Source organism: Clostridium sp. UBA7791 (assembly GCF_002480755.1).
Lineage (GTDB): Bacteria > Bacillota > Clostridia > Clostridiales > Clostridiaceae > Clostridium_J > Clostridium_J sulfidigenes.
Map to the genome: position 1 here is coordinate 1,355,555 of NZ_DLCT01000005.1, position 16,353 is coordinate 1,371,907.

Genomic DNA, 16,353 nt, shown 5'->3' on the forward strand with positions numbered 1-16,353 from the left:
TAACCATATTATTTTATTATCTATTAAATTTAACGTAGTATTTATATGGAAATTATATATAGTAGCCTATTTTCTAATAGCTAAGGTAAATATAAATCCATGGTTACCATCTAATATATATAGCTCATCTTTTAAAACCTTCATATTAGATACCGTGCAATTTTCCTTTAAAGTTATTAATTTATTTGGAACACCATTTACAGCGCTACACATTATATTATTTTTATTACAATCATAAAAATATAGTTGCAAGGTATTTTGTCCATTAATTTTCCCTGTATCATCTATTGCAATCCATTTTAAACTATTTAAATCATTATGTTGATAAGCAGGTGCTGGTGGTGACATAGGATGTTTTTTTAACAATGGAGGATTTTTTATATTAGATTCACCTTGAAATCTTGGTGAATCTAGAGGATCCCCTCCAGAAAAATCTGGGAATCCATACCAATAACCTTTTTTTAGTTCATAGATATAATCACTGTCATTTTCTACTGGTCTTAATCCTCTGTTTTCATAGCCTCCTATGGTAGCAAAGATTCTACCATCAAGAGTTATATCTAGTCCCTCAATATTTCTTATTCCCCATGCATAGGTTTCAATAGCTTTGGTGTTAATATTATAAATTAGCAGAGATGAATTGCCTATGGACTCACCCTTTATAACCTCGTTGTCTTCATTAGAAGCTCCCTGTGGTACAAAGGCTCCTTTTTCATTTTTATTTAATACTATATTAAAAGGTGATATATCATAACCAGTTGGATTTTTATCTATCCATTGGTTATCACTTCCAACTACAGCTGAATTAGTTGCAGCTCCAATTGAAATAAATAAATAGTCCTTATATCCTCTTATTAAAACATTGCTATAATCTCCTTTATTAGGTATGTTTGATAAGCATTGTTCTAACTTCCCATTGTTTATATCCAAGCTGAGTATTTCATTATTAGTAAGGAAGTATAGTTTATCTCCATTACATTCAAGGGTGGTAATGTTATAGTTTTTGTCTTCAATTAAAGTATAGGGCTCTCCAGTTGATGGAATAGCCATTATTTTATTTTCAAAGGCAACATATAATCCTTTATCATTACTAGTAAAATCTATGGCATTCTTTAATCCCTTATATCTAATTTTCATCTCAACTTCTGAGTCTTTAACCCCTATATTATATATATTATTTTTATCTTTTACTATTAATAAAGAACTAATAGCTAATATTATAAGCAGAATCCATCCAATTATTTTTTTCATAGTTCCTCCATTTAAATATTATTTACACTAATATATATTTAAATATTCTTAATTAAATTACATTAAATGAAATATAAGATAAAAATATATGGTTAGAGAATAATCTTTAATCTACCTTCATAAGTATTATTATATTAAGGCATCTTCAAAAAATAAATAAGTCAGAATGCTCGTTTATTTTGTGTTATACTGTGTCAACAGAACCCTTAGATAGTGCTACTATCTGCGGAACCTGTTTCCTTGTCTAACTCAAAATATACTTCTCATCTTTGATTTGTTATTTATTTTCAGATGCCTAATTGGAGGTAATAAAGATGAGTAAAGATACTTTTTATAGAGATACCTTTGTGTTAACTCTTTCTAATTTAGCCATGGGTGTATTGAGATTTATGTTTTCTATTATACTATCAAGACAGTTAGGACCAGAGGGAGTTGGACTTTATGGTTTGATAATGCCTATATATGATTTATTTTGTTGTTTAGTATGTGGAGGAATAATTGCTGCAATTTCACGAGAAACTTCTGCTTACCTGGGTACTAGTAGATTTGAAGATTTACATAAAACTGTTAATGCTTCCCTAGTTTTTATAGTACTTTGGTCAATTTTTATAGCAGGTATTATGTTTATACTTAGTCCGATAATCTGTAATTATATTATTAAAGACCCTAGAGCCATACGTTCCTTATGGATAGCTTCTCCTGCTATTGTTTTTATTGCTATATCCTGCGTATATAAAGGTTATTTCTATGGAGTAAGTCAAGTAATAACCCCTTCAGTTATAGATATATTAGAAAAAGCTGTTAGAATGGTGATATTAGTAGGAGTAATCTACTATTTATCTCTTAAAACCATCGAAAATACAGTAGCGGCAACCTATCTTTCATTTACTATTGGTGAAATAATAAGTTTCGTATTTCTATATATTTTCTATAAAAGAAGTATTAAAAAGATTCCTTATACCAATAGTGTAAGACCAGATAACAGCTTTCAATTGTTATTTAACATACTAATTATTGCTGTCCCTTTAGCTATAAATGGTTTTTTAACTACAGCGCTTCAAAGTGTATCTACACTTTTAGTACCCATAAGGTTAGTCGCTGCGGGTTTTGATCACATAGGTGCCCTTGAGATAATAGGTAAATTTAATGGTATGGCTCTTGCTATCGTGTACTTCCCATTAGTTATAGTTGTATCTTTGTCTACAGTAATAATTCCAGATATATCTAAAAAGATAAGTCAAAAGGATTTTTCTAATATAAATTCTAGAGTAAATGAAGTAATTAAAATTTGTTTTATGTTAGGGGTTTCTACAGTAATTATTTGCTATGTATGTCCTAATTTATTAGGTGAAGTATTCTTTGATAGAAGTGACTTAGGTAGCTTTATAAAGATAGCTTCCCTTGCAGCTCCATTTATGTATTGTCACTACTGTACCTATAGTATTTTAAATGGTATAGGGAAACAAAAAGTTATCCTTTTAAGCTCCATTGCTACAGCTTTGATTGAGTTAGTTCTAATATTTATACTTATAGGTATTCCTAGCATAAATATCTATGGATATGGAATTTCCTTAATTGTAACCTCTATTATAGGCCTTTTAATAAATCTGTATTATATTGGACAAGTGATAGAGCTATCTTTTCCTATTTGGGAAATATTAATCCTAGTGTTACTAACAGTTTTAGTATACTTAGTAACAACCATCATAAGTTCTATAATTCCTAATACCTTTATCATTCCTAAAATTATAACTATCATTGTAGTTGCTTTTTCATTATTCTTTGTATCAAGTATTTTAATACGAAAAAGCTCATAAAATAGAACCTAGGACTTAGTTTTTTAGATACTAAGTTCTAGGTTCTATTTTAAAATAAATTAATAATATTTACTTTAACTTTTTATATATTCTTCTAGGTATAAGTTTTGTAATTTTATTTGGCAGTGAATTTAAATCAGACTTTTTAACACCACCTATAGTTACTAGCACTAATCCGTAGGCTCCAGCAGATAATGCTATACTTATTAATGATGCAAATAAGTTTAATATGTAACCACCGAAAATTAATCCTAGAACTCCATTAAATATCTTATATGAGAAAAATGTTACTATCCCCATAGCTAATCCAGCTATTAAAGGTTTTATATAACAAGGAATCAAGTGTATCCTTCCATCAATAGAGTCATTTATTTGCCACTGGAATAATATAAGCATTACTAAATAACAGGCTGCATTACCCCAAATAGCTCCAAGGATTCCAAAGGAAGGCATTGCTATTAATATATAATTCACAACAACTTTAGCTAAAATTCCAACTACAGAAAATATAGTTACTACGTTTACCTTACCCATTCCCTGCAAAATAGAAGTTTGAACTAATGTGATAGCATATAAGATTAAAACCCAAGCTCCCCATATTAATAAGGGTGATACCTCTTTATCATAGCCTAGTATTCTTAAAATAGGCATAGATAGAACTCCTAATCCCACAGCACAAGGTATAGCTATCATAAAAGTAACTCTATAGGAAGATTTAATATTAAATCTTAGACCTTTTTTATTATCTAGGGCATGGATTCTAGATATGGCAGGAACAAGAGCAATAGCTAAAGCTCCTATAATTGCCATAGGAATTGACATAAGAGTGTTGTAAAGACCTAAATATCCCCATTGAATATCAACAGTTTTCTGACTTAATCCTGTAGATAAAAGTCTAGACTTTACAATTTTTAAGTCTACTATAGTTCCTGAGTTCTGCAGTGCAGAAGCTATAGTTATTGGAAATGCATATTTTAATATGGATTTAATAATAGTTTTATTACTTAGTCTACTTACCCCTGCTTTGTTCTTTTTGGGGGAATGATTAGATCCATACATTTTATATGCTAATATAAAGTATAAAGATGCTCCAATAGCTCCAACCACTGTACCTATAGTTCCTCCAGCAGCTCCATAGGATACACCTTTTCCCATGAGTAAGTAAGCAAATAATAAACTAAATATTATATTTAGAATTTGTTCGCCTACTTGGGATACTGCAGTGGTAGTCATATTTCCAATACCCTGAAAATAACCTTTGTATGCACCCATTATTGAAGTAAATAATAATGCCGGTGCAAGCCATCTAGTAGCTAATATTGATTCAGGACTATTAAAAGCCATACTTAAGGGTTTTGCCCATATAAACATGAATACGGATAGGATAAGCCCCAAGAGTAAAAGTAAAGTCCTAGATGCTCTAAAGGTTTTTATTGCATCTTTGTAGTTTCCCTTTGCTTCAAGTTCCGATACTAACTTTGCAATGGCTACAGGTATACCTGCATTAGCTATAATGTATATATAAGAAAAAATTGTATATGTAGAATAGTATACTGACCAACCTGTTGATCCTAAAATCTGCCTAAGTAAAGGTGTATAAACTACCGATAACACCTTTACTGACATCATAGATATGGTGAGTACCATAAAGCCTTTAGCTACAGAGTGCTGAGCCCCCTCAGTTCTGTCATTCATATTACCCCTCCATTAAAACTTAAACACATCATTCTTTATCTTCTTTAATACTGGTGGTAAAGATTCTGCTATAGTTTTATTTTTCATATATTCAAGCTCCCCTGAGTTTGATTTAAATATTACTTTATATGCATATAGGAATTGAAAATCTAAACCATATCTATTTACAAAGAAGCTATTAAGCTTTTTATCTCCATATTTAGAATCTCCAACTATAGGATTTCCTAGCTCTGATAAGTGAGCTCTTAATTGATGACTTCTTCCAGTAAGTAAATTAATTTCTATTAGGGAAAAAGTACCACAACTTTGAATAGTTGTAACTTCCATAGCAATTTCTTTACTGTTTGGAACTTCAGTGCTATATACCTTAGAAATATTTGCATCTTCATTTTTTAAGATATATCCTGTATAAGTTCCATCCTTTATTCTTCCTTGTACTAGAGCCATATAGTATTTTTCAATACTTCTTTCTCTTATAGCTTCATTAAGAGCCTTTAGATATTTGAAATTTTTTCCGAATATAACTACCCCAGAGGTATTTCTATCTAATCTATTGCATGGAGCAGGAGTAAAAGTTACTTCTTTTTCAGGTTCATAATCACCCTTGTCATATAGATAGGATAAGGCATAGTCTGTTAAAGTTGGTTCTCCATTCTTTGTGTCACTATGAACTAATAAATTGGGCCACTTTTCTACCATAAGTATATTTTCATCCTCATAGGTAATTTTAAGATTATTTTCTATTCTTTCAAACTTCTTTTTTTCACCACTAGTCTTTATATATCTTATTTCTATGGTGTCTCCCTCTTCTAAAACATATTGTTCTTTTATTTTTTTACCATTTACTCTAATGTCACCTTTTCTAAATGCCTTATATATAGCACTTAATGGTACATCCTTCAGTAACTTTCTAAGGAATTTATCGCATCTTTGACCGGCTTCATTTGAACCTATTTGTATATTATTCATATTGTCCTCCAATATTTCTTTCTTATAGTTTGTTAAGATAGTTTACAGCCATATTACAATGAACTGCTACTCCTATTTGTAGACATTCCTCATCTATATCAAATTTACTACTATGCAGAGGATATATTATTCCTTTTTCAAGGTTTCCACATCCTAATTGATAAAACATAGCTGAAACCTTAAGGGAAAAGTATGCAAAACTTTCTACACCCATAGTAGGTTCTCGTAATATTTTAACCTTATCTTTCCCTAATAGATCTACACTATTATCATAAAATATATTATACATAGCGTCGTCATTATATAAACATGGATAACTCTCATCAATAGTAATTTCACAGGTACCTCTTAAACTTTCTACCTGCATGGTTACCAATTCTTTTAATCTTTTTTTCATGTATTCCCTATCCTCTAGGTTCATAGTTCTAATTATACCAGTTATAGTAACCTTATCTGGTATAATATTGGCTGCTGTACCTCCATTTATAGTTCCTATAGTTATTACCCCTGGTGATACTGGACTAGTCTCTCTACTTACTAATAACTGTAAAGCATTTATAACCTGAGCTGCAATTACTATAGGGTCTATGCCTTTATGGGGACTTGCACCATGAGAACTTTTACCACAAATAGTAATGGTAAAAGGATTAGAAGCAGCATAAGCTACCCCTTGCTTAAGTCCAATAGTTCCCACCTCAAGACTTTCATCTACATGACATCCAATTATTGCATCCACATGAGGAGCTTCTAATGCTCCTTCTTCTATCATAATCTTAGCTCCACCAGTAGTTTCTTCTGCAGGTTCAAAAATAAACTTTACGTTTCCTTTTAACTCTTTCCTATGGTTATTTAAAAGTCTAGCTGCTCCAAGTACCATTGTCATATGAGCATCATGGCCACAGGCATGCATTTTTCCATCCATCTTAGAAATATAGCAGTGACTATTTTTTTCATGGAGAGGTAGTGCATCCATATCACATCTTATAGCTATAGTTTTTCCATTACTACTACCTGCTTCTCCATATATAGTAGCTACAACACCTGTACCTGCGCAAGAATAAAATTCTATATTCTCATTTCTCAAGAAATTTTTTATTCTATCAGAAGTTTTATATAAATCAAAATCTAACTCTGGATTTTCATGGAATTCTCTTCTTATATAAATTAATTCTTCACTTATTTGTTTAGCTTCATGGATAAAGTTCATCTGAAACCTCCTTACTGATAATTATATATTATATACAAATATACAAAAAAATAATAGACTTGAAGTCTATTTAAGAGAAGTCTTAACTATATTGTACTTCAAACCATTATATAACAGAAAAGCTTTCCTTTCAATATTATAGTCAAATATGTTTCAGCTGTGTAAAACCTCCTAGGTGATTCTCCATAATATTTGTAATCCTTCTTATAGTCTATAACTATGAATATATGTAACATTATATATATGACTATGGATAATTTTCACTAGGAAACTAGTTAAATATATACCTATATTAATATTAAACTATATAATTATTTAACTAGTTAACTAGTTGTACTCATAGTGAGGCTTTGGGGTGTATTACCATAATCTATCCATTTCACTGAAACTATGTCTATATACATTAGAAAAGGATGAACTATTCCTCCAAAACCTCTATAAGCCCATTGGTTACAAGGACATCAAAGTCAAATTTTCTCTCCAAATCAGAAAATTTAATAGAGATATTACTTTCTTCTAAGGCTGTTATAGTTCCTGTTCCATAGAATTTATGGGTTACAGTTGTTCCAACCTTAAATTTAACTCTTTCTAGTATCTCTTCTTCTAGCTGGCACTCACATAGAAATTGAGATTTATTTTTCTTTTCACCTCTTATAAATTGGGGGAAAAGAAATATTAAGTTGTTAATAGCTCTAGTAACTCCTACATAAAATAGTCTTCTCTCTTCCTCTATATCATTATTTTTATAGGGAATAGCTCCATCTACTGTGTTAATCATAAATACCGTATCAAATTCCATTCCCTTAACACCGTGAATAGTACTAAGAATTACGCCTTCATTTTTATCCTTATTTCTGGAGCTAGCTTTCTTTGTTTCCTCTTCTACAGTATTTACATGTTCTAAGAAGTCTTTAATAGTTTTAAATCCCTTCACGCTTTCTTTAAACTCATTTAACACATTTTCTAAATCTTCTATGGAAAATTTATATTTCTGTGCATATTCCACCAGATGTTTATGATACATTAAGTCTCCTATAATAAATTCTACGGCAGAAGGTAGTGAAATTCTATTTAAGCTAGAAATATCCCTTTCGAGTTTATCTAATATTTTTAATTGAAACACTGGAGTACTATCTAAGTTTTTTAATTTAGTAAAGATACTGCCTAAGCTATTGCTCTTTTTAACTTCTTCTATACTATTTTTACTTATATACCTATAGGGTTTATTTATTATTCTAGTAAAGCTATCCATGTTTAGAGGATATATGCTTAACTTTAGATAAGCTAATATGTCTTGGCATATGAAGTGAGAGAAAAAATTATATTGTCTATCTAGTAAGGTAAAGGGAATTTTTTTTCTAATAAAACTATCAATTATACTTCTACTTTCTATATTAGTTCTATAAAGCACTGCAAAGTTATTAAAGTTATTATCTTCACTTTCCCTTACCTTAAGAATATAATCACTTATATATGTACCTTGAGCTGTTTCATCACGAACCCCTTGAGCCTTTATTATTCCATCATCAGTTTTACTGGCTCTGATATTCTTTGAAGTTCTAATCTTATTATTTTTTATAGACTTCATAGATAATCTTACTATATTCTGCTTTGACCTATAATTTGTAGATAGATATAAGGTTTTACCTTCTTTAAATATATCTTTAAAGTTTACTATATAGGTTGGATTAGCTCCTCTAAAACTATAGATGCATTGATCCTCATCCCCTACTACAAATAAGTTATTCCCCTTATTTAAAAGCTTTAATATGTCCACTTGTACATCATCACTATCTTGAAATTCATCAACTAATATATGTTTAAATTGATTTTGATATGAATTTAATATGGAGCTATTCTTAATAAATAAATCTCTACACATTAACTGTAGATCTTCAAAGTCAAGGAGGGATTTTTCCTTTTTATAGGATTCATAGAAATTTACACAGTTTTTTAAAAGTTCTTTATCGATTTGATTATTTCCATCTCTATTATATTCTCCCTTGCATTTATAGATGGATATGGCATTTACATATTCCTTAACTCTATCTTCACTAACATCCTCCACATAGGCAGTTAAAAAGTTTTTTACTACTCTATAACTTTCAAAGGGCTCTATTATATTAATTTCTCCATAATAGGACTTTAGTATTTTATAGCAAAGTCCATGAAAGGTTCCAAAGAAAGGACTTACCTTATTTTTATCTATGGCTAGGAACCTATTTCTCATATTAGTTGCTGCTGCCTTGGTAAAGGTTATTATAACTATATTTTTAGGCGATATGTTTTTATGATTTATTAGCTCATAAACTCTATTTACAATAACTACAGTTTTCCCACTTCCAGGACCTGCACTGACTATTATATTTTCATTTGTACAGTTAATGGCTGTTAACTGTTCTTCACTTAAAGTGTTGTTTTTGTTTCTTATCATAATATAAATCTTTCCTTTTACATACTTTCAATTAAATAATATTACCATATTATTTGTCCATATACTATAGAAATGAAAGTTTTCTTATGGTACGATATATAGGATGTAAATGTTAACCTATGGAGATTTTATAAAATTTTATGGTTTATATAAGTGAGGAGAACTAAAAATGGATACAATTACTAGACTTGACCTAAGAAGCCAAAGAAATCTTACCATGTTAGTAGATTTTTATGAGCTTACAATGGCTAATGGTTATTTAAATACTGAAGCAGATGATACCATAGCTTATTTTGACATGTTTTTTAGGAAAATTCCTGATGGTGGTGGCTACTGCATAATGGCAGGAGTTCAACAATTGATTGAATATTTAACTAATCTTAAATTTACTGATGAAGATATAGAATATCTAAGAAGTAAAGATTTATTTAGTAAAGAATTTTTAAATTATTTAGCTAACTTTAAGTTTAGTTGTGATGTATGGGCTATTCCAGAAGGTACCCCAGTATTCCCTAATGAACCACTTGTAACTGTAAGGGGTCCAGTGATGGAAGCTCAGTTTATAGAAACTATGATACTACTAACAATAAATCATCAAACTCTAATTGCTACTAAAGCTGCAAGAATTTGTGAAGCTGCTAGTGGTAGACCTGTAATGGAGTTTGGTTCTAGACGAGCTCAAGGCTATGATGGTGCATTGTATGGAGCTAGAGCTGCAATTATTGGTGGATGTAATGCTACTGCTTGTACTATGGCAGATGAATTATTCAATGTGCCTGTAACTGGAACTATGGCACACTCTTGGATTCAGCTTTTTGATAGTGAATATGAAGCTTTTGCAGCATGGGCTAAAACTTATCCAGATAATACTGTACTTTTAGTAGATACATATAATGTTCTAAAATCAGGTATTCCAAATGCTATAAAGGTTTTTGATGAAATCTTAAAACCTATGGGTAAAAGACCTAAGGCTGTAAGAATTGATAGTGGCGATATTGCATATCTTTCTATAGAAACTAGAAAAATGTTAGATGAAGCTGGCTATGAGGATGTAAAAATCACAATTTCTAACTCTTTAGATGAATTTATAATTAAAGCTGTTCTAGAAAATGGTGCTAAAATAGATAGTTTTGGTGTTGGTGAAAGATTGATAACTGCAAGAAGTGAACCTGTATTTGGTGGCGTTTATAAGCTTGTTGCTATAGAAAAAAATGGAACCATTATCCCTAAAATTAAGATAAGTGAAAATGTAGAAAAAATCACAAATCCAGGGTTTAAATCTCTTTATAGAGTTTATGATAAGAAAACAAATAAAGCTATTGCAGATTTAATTGCTTTAAATGATGAGAATTTTGATAATAATAAGCCTTTGCAGTTGTTTGACCCTAACTACACTTGGAAGAAAAAAAGAATTAAAAATTATAATATAAAAAATCTCATGGTTCAAATATTTGATAAGGGTAAATGTACTTATGAAAGTCCTTCTGTAATGGAGATAAGAGAATTTTGTGGTAAGGAAAAAGCTAGTCTATGGTCAGAGATAAGAAGATTACAAAATCCTCATCAATACTATGTAGACTTATCTAAAAACTTATGGAATTTAAAAGAATCATTATTACACGAATACTCTTCAATATATGAAGAATAATATTAATATACTATCTATGAAGGGTATGATATCTATTGAATAAGAAACTTAAAATAAAAATTTCTAATGATGCCTTTGATTTTATTATTAAACTACTGGAATTTCATGATGAATATGATTGTATAGCATTAAAAGAACCTGAAAATGGTGGATGTTGTAAAAATTCTAAGGTTGATATAATTTTAGATAATACCATTAATTACAATGTTATTGAAGATATACAGGGGTTAAATATTGCTTATAGTGAAGATTTATCTAGTAACTTTAATGAAATAATTATTGTACTGAAGAAAGATTCTCTCTACCTAAAGGCAACACCTTCGCTTACTAATAAATCTAAGGGATGTGGTGGATGTGGATCAAAGTCAAAGGATTGCACATCATGTTCAGGGTGTAGTATGAAATCAAAATAGTTAATAAAAAATCTCCTAGCCTAGGCTGGGAGATTTATATGTTTATTGAAATATACTAATAACACACTTGGATTAGTTTAATCTGGTTGGAGCTTAATATAGATATTATGTTATAAAAAATCCATATTAAAAATAATTTAATTATAAGTAGCTGTCTTTGTATAAAAGAGATATAGGCAACGACTTATCCTCCTTGTACAAATCATAATCATAGAGATTTTTTATTTTGCTCCCCTTGCTACTAAGCTCTTTAAAGGGGCACTTATTATTATTTTCAGCCCAATTATAAAGGACACAGTCCTTTGAACACTCTACATACTCATCATAAGTTGATAAAAAATCACACTTAACCAAGCATACCACCCCCAATAAATACACATTTAATACCCTAAATTATAAATGAGAATTTTCACAAAATAAAGTATTTTTAGTGGATTTATTGAGAGGTTTTCTATATTTAAGAATTTTCGAATATATTTAAAATATAATTATAATATTTTAAAAAAAAGATGGAGTTGTACTACAATTACTAAAATATATATATAAATTTATCCTATGAAAACTACACTTATGTCAATACTTATATTTTTATGTCCTACATTTCTTTGAGTATTATGGATATTCAAGTTACTATCTTCTTTTTTTGCTATATGATTTTTAAGGTTAATAATCTTTTCACTATCAATATTCATTATTTTTTCATATATAGGAAGTAGCTCATTAGGAATCTTATTATTTAAGCCTATATTAATGACTGCTATTTTTTTTATTCCATAAATACAACTTAACAAATCTTCATTGTCAGTGATATAATGAGAAAATTCAGTAAACTCGTCCAATAAGTGGCTACAACCATATAAATCTAGTTGGGATATAGTTGAGGATCTTTTTTTGCCCTCTTTGAAATCTAAAGCCCCTACTTCTTTGTTTAATATGGTACCACCTTTTTCTATGACAGCTTTTTCTAAGTTTAAATCATTTAACTCTAAACAATCATCTATTCTTACTTGAGTTCCAATATCTATATGATACATAATAAAATTTTTAGCTTCTTCCTTAGATCTGACAAGAATACTGTGAATACCAATTTCCTCAAGTTTATTCATCATATCTTGTATTAATATGCTTACAGAAGTTCTATTTACCATACATATTACACCTCCTAAGGCAGTTAAATATTTTCTTTACTTATTTATATGGATGTAATTACTATTTTATGATATCAATGAAAGATTTTATAATATGAGCTGTAAAACCCCAAATTACATAATTATTCCACTGATAAAAGTATTCATCTAATACCCCCTTTGAAAATTTATAATCCTTACCTCCGTTTATTAAATGAAAGGGAAATCCATCTTGATTTATTGGGCCAATATCCATTTTATATAGTAATGGTTCTGTATCAATAAAAAATTTTATTGGTACCTTAAATATATGATCAACTTCACTTGTATTAAACTTAATATTATTTGTATTAAGTTTAGCGATATAGGGACGCATTATCATGAGGTATGGTGATAAGAAATAATCCATTTCACCAATAACTTCAAAATCTTCTTTTTTAATATTCATCTCTTCCATGGTTTCTCTTATTGCAGCATCTCTAAAAGACTCTCCTTCTTCAACCTTTCCACCAGGTAGACAAACATCACCAGGCTGACTATTTAATTTTTTAGCTCTAACTTGAAAAATTATATAAACCTCATCGTCTATAACCTGTAAAAGAATCATCACTGCTGCTTTTTTCATAGGTTGTATAGATGTGGACTCCCTATCTTTAAAAATATCATTTATTCTATCAATATTTATATTTGTCATCAGTTCACTGCTCCTTCTAAATATCTTATATATAGCATACCACAATATTAGATAATAAAAATATAACATATTATTAATAACATATTTTTTCTTTGTCCTTGTTGAAAATTACAGTAAATGTTATACTAGATAGGACTTATTTAATTCTAAAATATAAAATTGGAGAGATGACTTGTGAAAAAGAGAATTTTATCATTATGGGTATTTTTTACTTTAGTATTTACCTTTTCTTTCTCAACTATAGCCATTGCAGAAACTCAACCTGAAATCGTTGGTACTTCTGCTATTGTTATGGACTTAGAAACAAAGGAAATAATCTATTCTAAAAATATCGATGAAAAGAAACAACCAGCCAGTATTACTAAGCTGATGACTGCTTTACTATTAGCTGAAAATAAAAGTAAAACCGATTTACTTACTTATCCAGCTGCAGCCTTAAAAGAAGAGCCTTATTCTTATGGACTTAATGTTCATCCAGTAACTCCTGGAGATACATTTACCGGTAAAGATGCTATGGACATACTACTTCTTTATTCAGGTAATGATATTGCTTATATGGTTGCTGAAAATGTTGGTGGAACAAAGGAAAAGTTCATTACAATGATGAATGAAAAAGCTAAAGCTTTAGGTATGACCAATACTAATTTTGTAACACCTAATGGCCTTGATGATAACACTGATGATCACTATACTACAGCATATGATTTATCCCTATTATTAAATGCAGCTTACGGTAATGAGTGGATTAGAGAAACTATGTCTAAAAAGGAATCAGAAGTAAAATCTACTAATGGACCATCATCAATAGTTGAAAATAGAAATAAACTTATAGGTGTAGATGGAAACATTGGTGGAAAAACTGGTTATACAGAAAAGTCTGGAAGATGCTTAGCAGCTTTATATCAAAGGAATGGACATACTTTAGCAACGGTGGTATTAGGCTCAGATTATAATTTTCCAGTAGACACTCAGGTTTTTGAAGATACTACAAACTTAGCCAATTATGGCTTCAATGCAGAAAAAGAAGTCTTCAAAGCTAAGAACACTGAAATTTCAGAAGTTACTATGGAATATAAAATTTTACCTCTTATAGGACCTAAAAAAGCAATTAAAGTTCCAGTTACTATTCATGAGGATATTTCATTATATCCAACAGACTTAGAACCAGAATTTAATTCTGAAGTAGGTAAGATAAATATTTGGACTTTAAGTAAAGATAAATCTATTGGTAAAGCTACTGTTAATATAAAGGGATATGAAAAACAATATGATATATATTCTGGACTATCCAATATGGATATAATAAAAAGTAATATCCTTTATTATGTATTAGCTCTATTAGTATTAATAATAATAGCATCTTTAGTAATACTAATAATATCTAAAATAAACAAAAAACGTAGAAAAAAAAGAAATCGTATATATAGATAGCTTTAAAGATTCCCTATGTTAATATTAATCATAGGGAATCTTTTTCATGTGTAAATATTTGTAATTTTATATATGTAGGTGTTTTCTATTTACTAAATAATTTTATTTATCATAATAAGTTAAATTTAAATTTTATACTTTTTTATTTTATCATTCTCAATTATGACAATAATACTTATGATAATTTTTTTCGGTAAACACCTAAAATACTAAATAAACTTTATAATGTCTTCAATTTTATCTATTATATAATCAGGATTATGTACTTTAATCTTTTCTATATTTAGTGCAGTATAATTTACTAGACAAGTTTTTGCTCCTGCATTCTTTCCGCATAATATATCATTATGGCTATCTCCTACCATTATAGTTTCATTAGGATTAACTTTTAAGACTTCACAAGCTTTTAACACTGGTTCACCATCTGGTTTATGTTTCCTACTATCTTCTGGAGTAATTATTACATCAAAATATTTCTCTAAGTCAAAACAATTAAGTCCTCTTAAAGCCGTTCCCCTTTTCTTAGATGTAACTATTGCTAATTTTAATCCCTTATCTTTCAGCTTTAATAGTCCATCTTCCACGTGATCATAAGACTTTATGTATTTATCATGGCAATTAAGACAGTATCTTATGTATTCATCAACTAATTCATCAGCTCTATCCTTATCATATTCACTCAATACATCTTTAAGTGGTATACCAAAGGATTCTACAATTTCCTCCTTTCCTATATTTAATCCTAAATAATTATTTAATACATAATTAAAGGAAGTCAATATTAATTCATTGGTATCTATTATTGTACCATCTAGGTCAAACAGTATTGCTTTAATCATATCTTTCTACTCCTTATTTATAAGTAATTTTAGTGGTACGTACCATTTTGAATAACTAAATCCATGGTTATCTCTATATTCACCCTTTATATCCTTCACCATCACTGTAGCTCTTTTATTAATATTTCTAATTATTCCTTCATACAATACACCTTTGTATTTAAATTGAATAACTTGTCCTTTAACAAATGAGTTATTTATGGTTTTATTGAAGGCATCTTTACTCTTTAATATTTCATGATAACTACTTGTATGTCCAAATAAATTAAAGGCTAGATTCTTAAATCTTTCACCTTTACAATTAGAGCTTCCATAATCACTAAATTCTATGACATGGCAAAGCTCATGCTCTAAAATAAGCATAAGAGCTTCTAGTGCATCCTTAGCTTCTATTCCACATACAACTTTACTTCTATTATCTTCTATATATTCTTTCATGACTCTATTACTTATTCTAATCTCATAGGTACATTCTCTTCCTCTTTTTGAAAAGATAGTCTTTCCGCCACTTGAAGTCATCCTATTGGATAAGGATACTTTAATACCCTTTGGTATAGCATTTACTAAATACCCCTTTAATACATAACCATCGTATATATCTATAAGGTTAGAAATGTTTTCTAATGTCAAAATATCTAGAGAATTTAGCACATTAAGTTTATGTCTTCTGCAAAAATCTTTCTTTATAAAATCTCTCATATTCACTTTATCATTTTTGTTAACTTCAGTGTCAATCATTAAGTATGTACTACCTTCCTTAAATAGATTTTTCTATAAAAATGCTGAGCATGCATTATAATTATATTACATGCTCAGCGCTTATCTAAT

14 protein-coding genes are annotated in these 16,353 nt (G+C 29.3%); 4 read left to right on the forward strand and 10 right to left on the reverse strand.

The features are described from left to right. Window positions 1-66 precede the first annotated feature (66 nt). On the reverse strand, window positions 67-1,251 hold the full coding sequence (locus tag B3Z56_RS11895; RefSeq protein ID WP_346876224.1) for a hypothetical protein: 1,185 nt from the start codon (window positions 1,249-1,251) through the stop codon (window positions 67-69). A gap of 314 nt (window positions 1,252-1,565) precedes the next feature. On the opposite strand from B3Z56_RS11895, the gene spoVB reads away from it, so the two are divergent. After that, window positions 1,566-3,068, forward strand: a complete 1,503-nt coding sequence (gene spoVB, locus B3Z56_RS11900; protein ID WP_346878833.1) for a stage V sporulation protein B — start codon at window positions 1,566-1,568, stop codon at window positions 3,066-3,068. Window positions 3,069-3,137: 69 nt separating this feature from the next. On the opposite strand, the gene B3Z56_RS11905 is transcribed toward spoVB, so the two are convergent. The 4 genes from B3Z56_RS11905 to B3Z56_RS11920 all read right to left on the reverse strand — a co-directional run bounded on the left by B3Z56_RS11905 (window position 3,138) and on the right by B3Z56_RS11920 (window position 9,373). Beyond that, the gene (locus B3Z56_RS11905) at window positions 3,138-4,763 is read right to left on the reverse strand and encodes a polysaccharide biosynthesis protein (protein ID WP_346876225.1); all 1,626 of its coding nucleotides are present in this window, start codon (window positions 4,761-4,763) and stop codon (window positions 3,138-3,140) included. Between the two features lie 12 nt (window positions 4,764-4,775). Further along, complete coding sequence (locus B3Z56_RS11910) at window positions 4,776-5,732, reverse strand: RluA family pseudouridine synthase (protein ID WP_346876226.1); 957 nt, start codon at window positions 5,730-5,732, stop codon at window positions 4,776-4,778. A 22-nt stretch (window positions 5,733-5,754) separates the two neighbouring features. Continuing rightward, window positions 5,755-6,939, reverse strand: coding sequence for a M20 family metallopeptidase (locus B3Z56_RS11915; protein WP_346878834.1), 1,185 nt, complete (start codon window positions 6,937-6,939; stop codon window positions 5,755-5,757). 418 nt (window positions 6,940-7,357) lie between these two features. Continuing rightward, on the reverse strand, window positions 7,358-9,373 hold the full coding sequence (locus tag B3Z56_RS11920; RefSeq protein WP_346878835.1) for an ATP-dependent helicase: 2,016 nt from the start codon (window positions 9,371-9,373) through the stop codon (window positions 7,358-7,360). 169 nt (window positions 9,374-9,542) lie between these two features. Between B3Z56_RS11920 and B3Z56_RS11925 the strand changes: the two genes are divergently transcribed. Both B3Z56_RS11925 and B3Z56_RS11930 read left to right on the forward strand, forming a co-directional pair. Next, window positions 9,543-11,021, forward strand: a complete 1,479-nt coding sequence (locus B3Z56_RS11925) for a nicotinate phosphoribosyltransferase (protein ID WP_346848191.1) — start codon at window positions 9,543-9,545, stop codon at window positions 11,019-11,021. 35 nt (window positions 11,022-11,056) lie between these two features. Next, window positions 11,057-11,434 (forward strand): hypothetical protein, encoded by a 378-nt coding sequence (locus B3Z56_RS11930; RefSeq protein WP_346878836.1) that lies wholly within the window; start codon window positions 11,057-11,059, stop codon window positions 11,432-11,434. A gap of 141 nt (window positions 11,435-11,575) precedes the next feature. Here the strand turns inward: B3Z56_RS11930 and B3Z56_RS11935 are convergent, their stop codons facing one another. The 3 genes from B3Z56_RS11935 to B3Z56_RS11945 all read right to left on the reverse strand — a co-directional run bounded on the left by B3Z56_RS11935 (window position 11,576) and on the right by B3Z56_RS11945 (window position 13,255). Beyond that, window positions 11,576-11,788 (reverse strand): hypothetical protein, encoded by a 213-nt coding sequence (locus tag B3Z56_RS11935; RefSeq protein WP_346876231.1) that lies wholly within the window; start codon window positions 11,786-11,788, stop codon window positions 11,576-11,578. 194 nt (window positions 11,789-11,982) lie between these two features. Beyond that, a complete protein-coding gene (locus B3Z56_RS11940; protein WP_346876232.1) occupies window positions 11,983-12,582 on the reverse strand; it encodes a hypothetical protein in 600 nt (199 codons plus the stop codon). Between the two features lie 61 nt (window positions 12,583-12,643). After that, window positions 12,644-13,255, reverse strand: a complete 612-nt coding sequence (locus B3Z56_RS11945) for an NUDIX hydrolase (protein ID WP_035131399.1) — start codon at window positions 13,253-13,255, stop codon at window positions 12,644-12,646. A gap of 174 nt (window positions 13,256-13,429) precedes the next feature. Here B3Z56_RS11945 and B3Z56_RS11950 point away from each other — a divergent pair, with 174 nt between their 5' ends. Beyond that, window positions 13,430-14,686 (forward strand): D-alanyl-D-alanine carboxypeptidase family protein, encoded by a 1,257-nt coding sequence (locus B3Z56_RS11950; RefSeq protein ID WP_346876233.1) that lies wholly within the window; start codon window positions 13,430-13,432, stop codon window positions 14,684-14,686. A gap of 209 nt (window positions 14,687-14,895) precedes the next feature. Here the strand turns inward: B3Z56_RS11950 and ppaX are convergent, their stop codons facing one another. Both ppaX and B3Z56_RS11960 read right to left on the reverse strand, forming a co-directional pair. Continuing rightward, the gene (gene ppaX / locus B3Z56_RS11955; protein WP_346878837.1) at window positions 14,896-15,525 is read right to left on the reverse strand and encodes a pyrophosphatase PpaX; all 630 of its coding nucleotides are present in this window, start codon (window positions 15,523-15,525) and stop codon (window positions 14,896-14,898) included. 6 nt (window positions 15,526-15,531) lie between these two features. Further along, on the reverse strand, window positions 15,532-16,263 hold the full coding sequence (locus B3Z56_RS11960) for a hypothetical protein (protein WP_346876235.1): 732 nt from the start codon (window positions 16,261-16,263) through the stop codon (window positions 15,532-15,534). Between the last annotated feature and the right edge of the window lie 90 nt (window positions 16,264-16,353).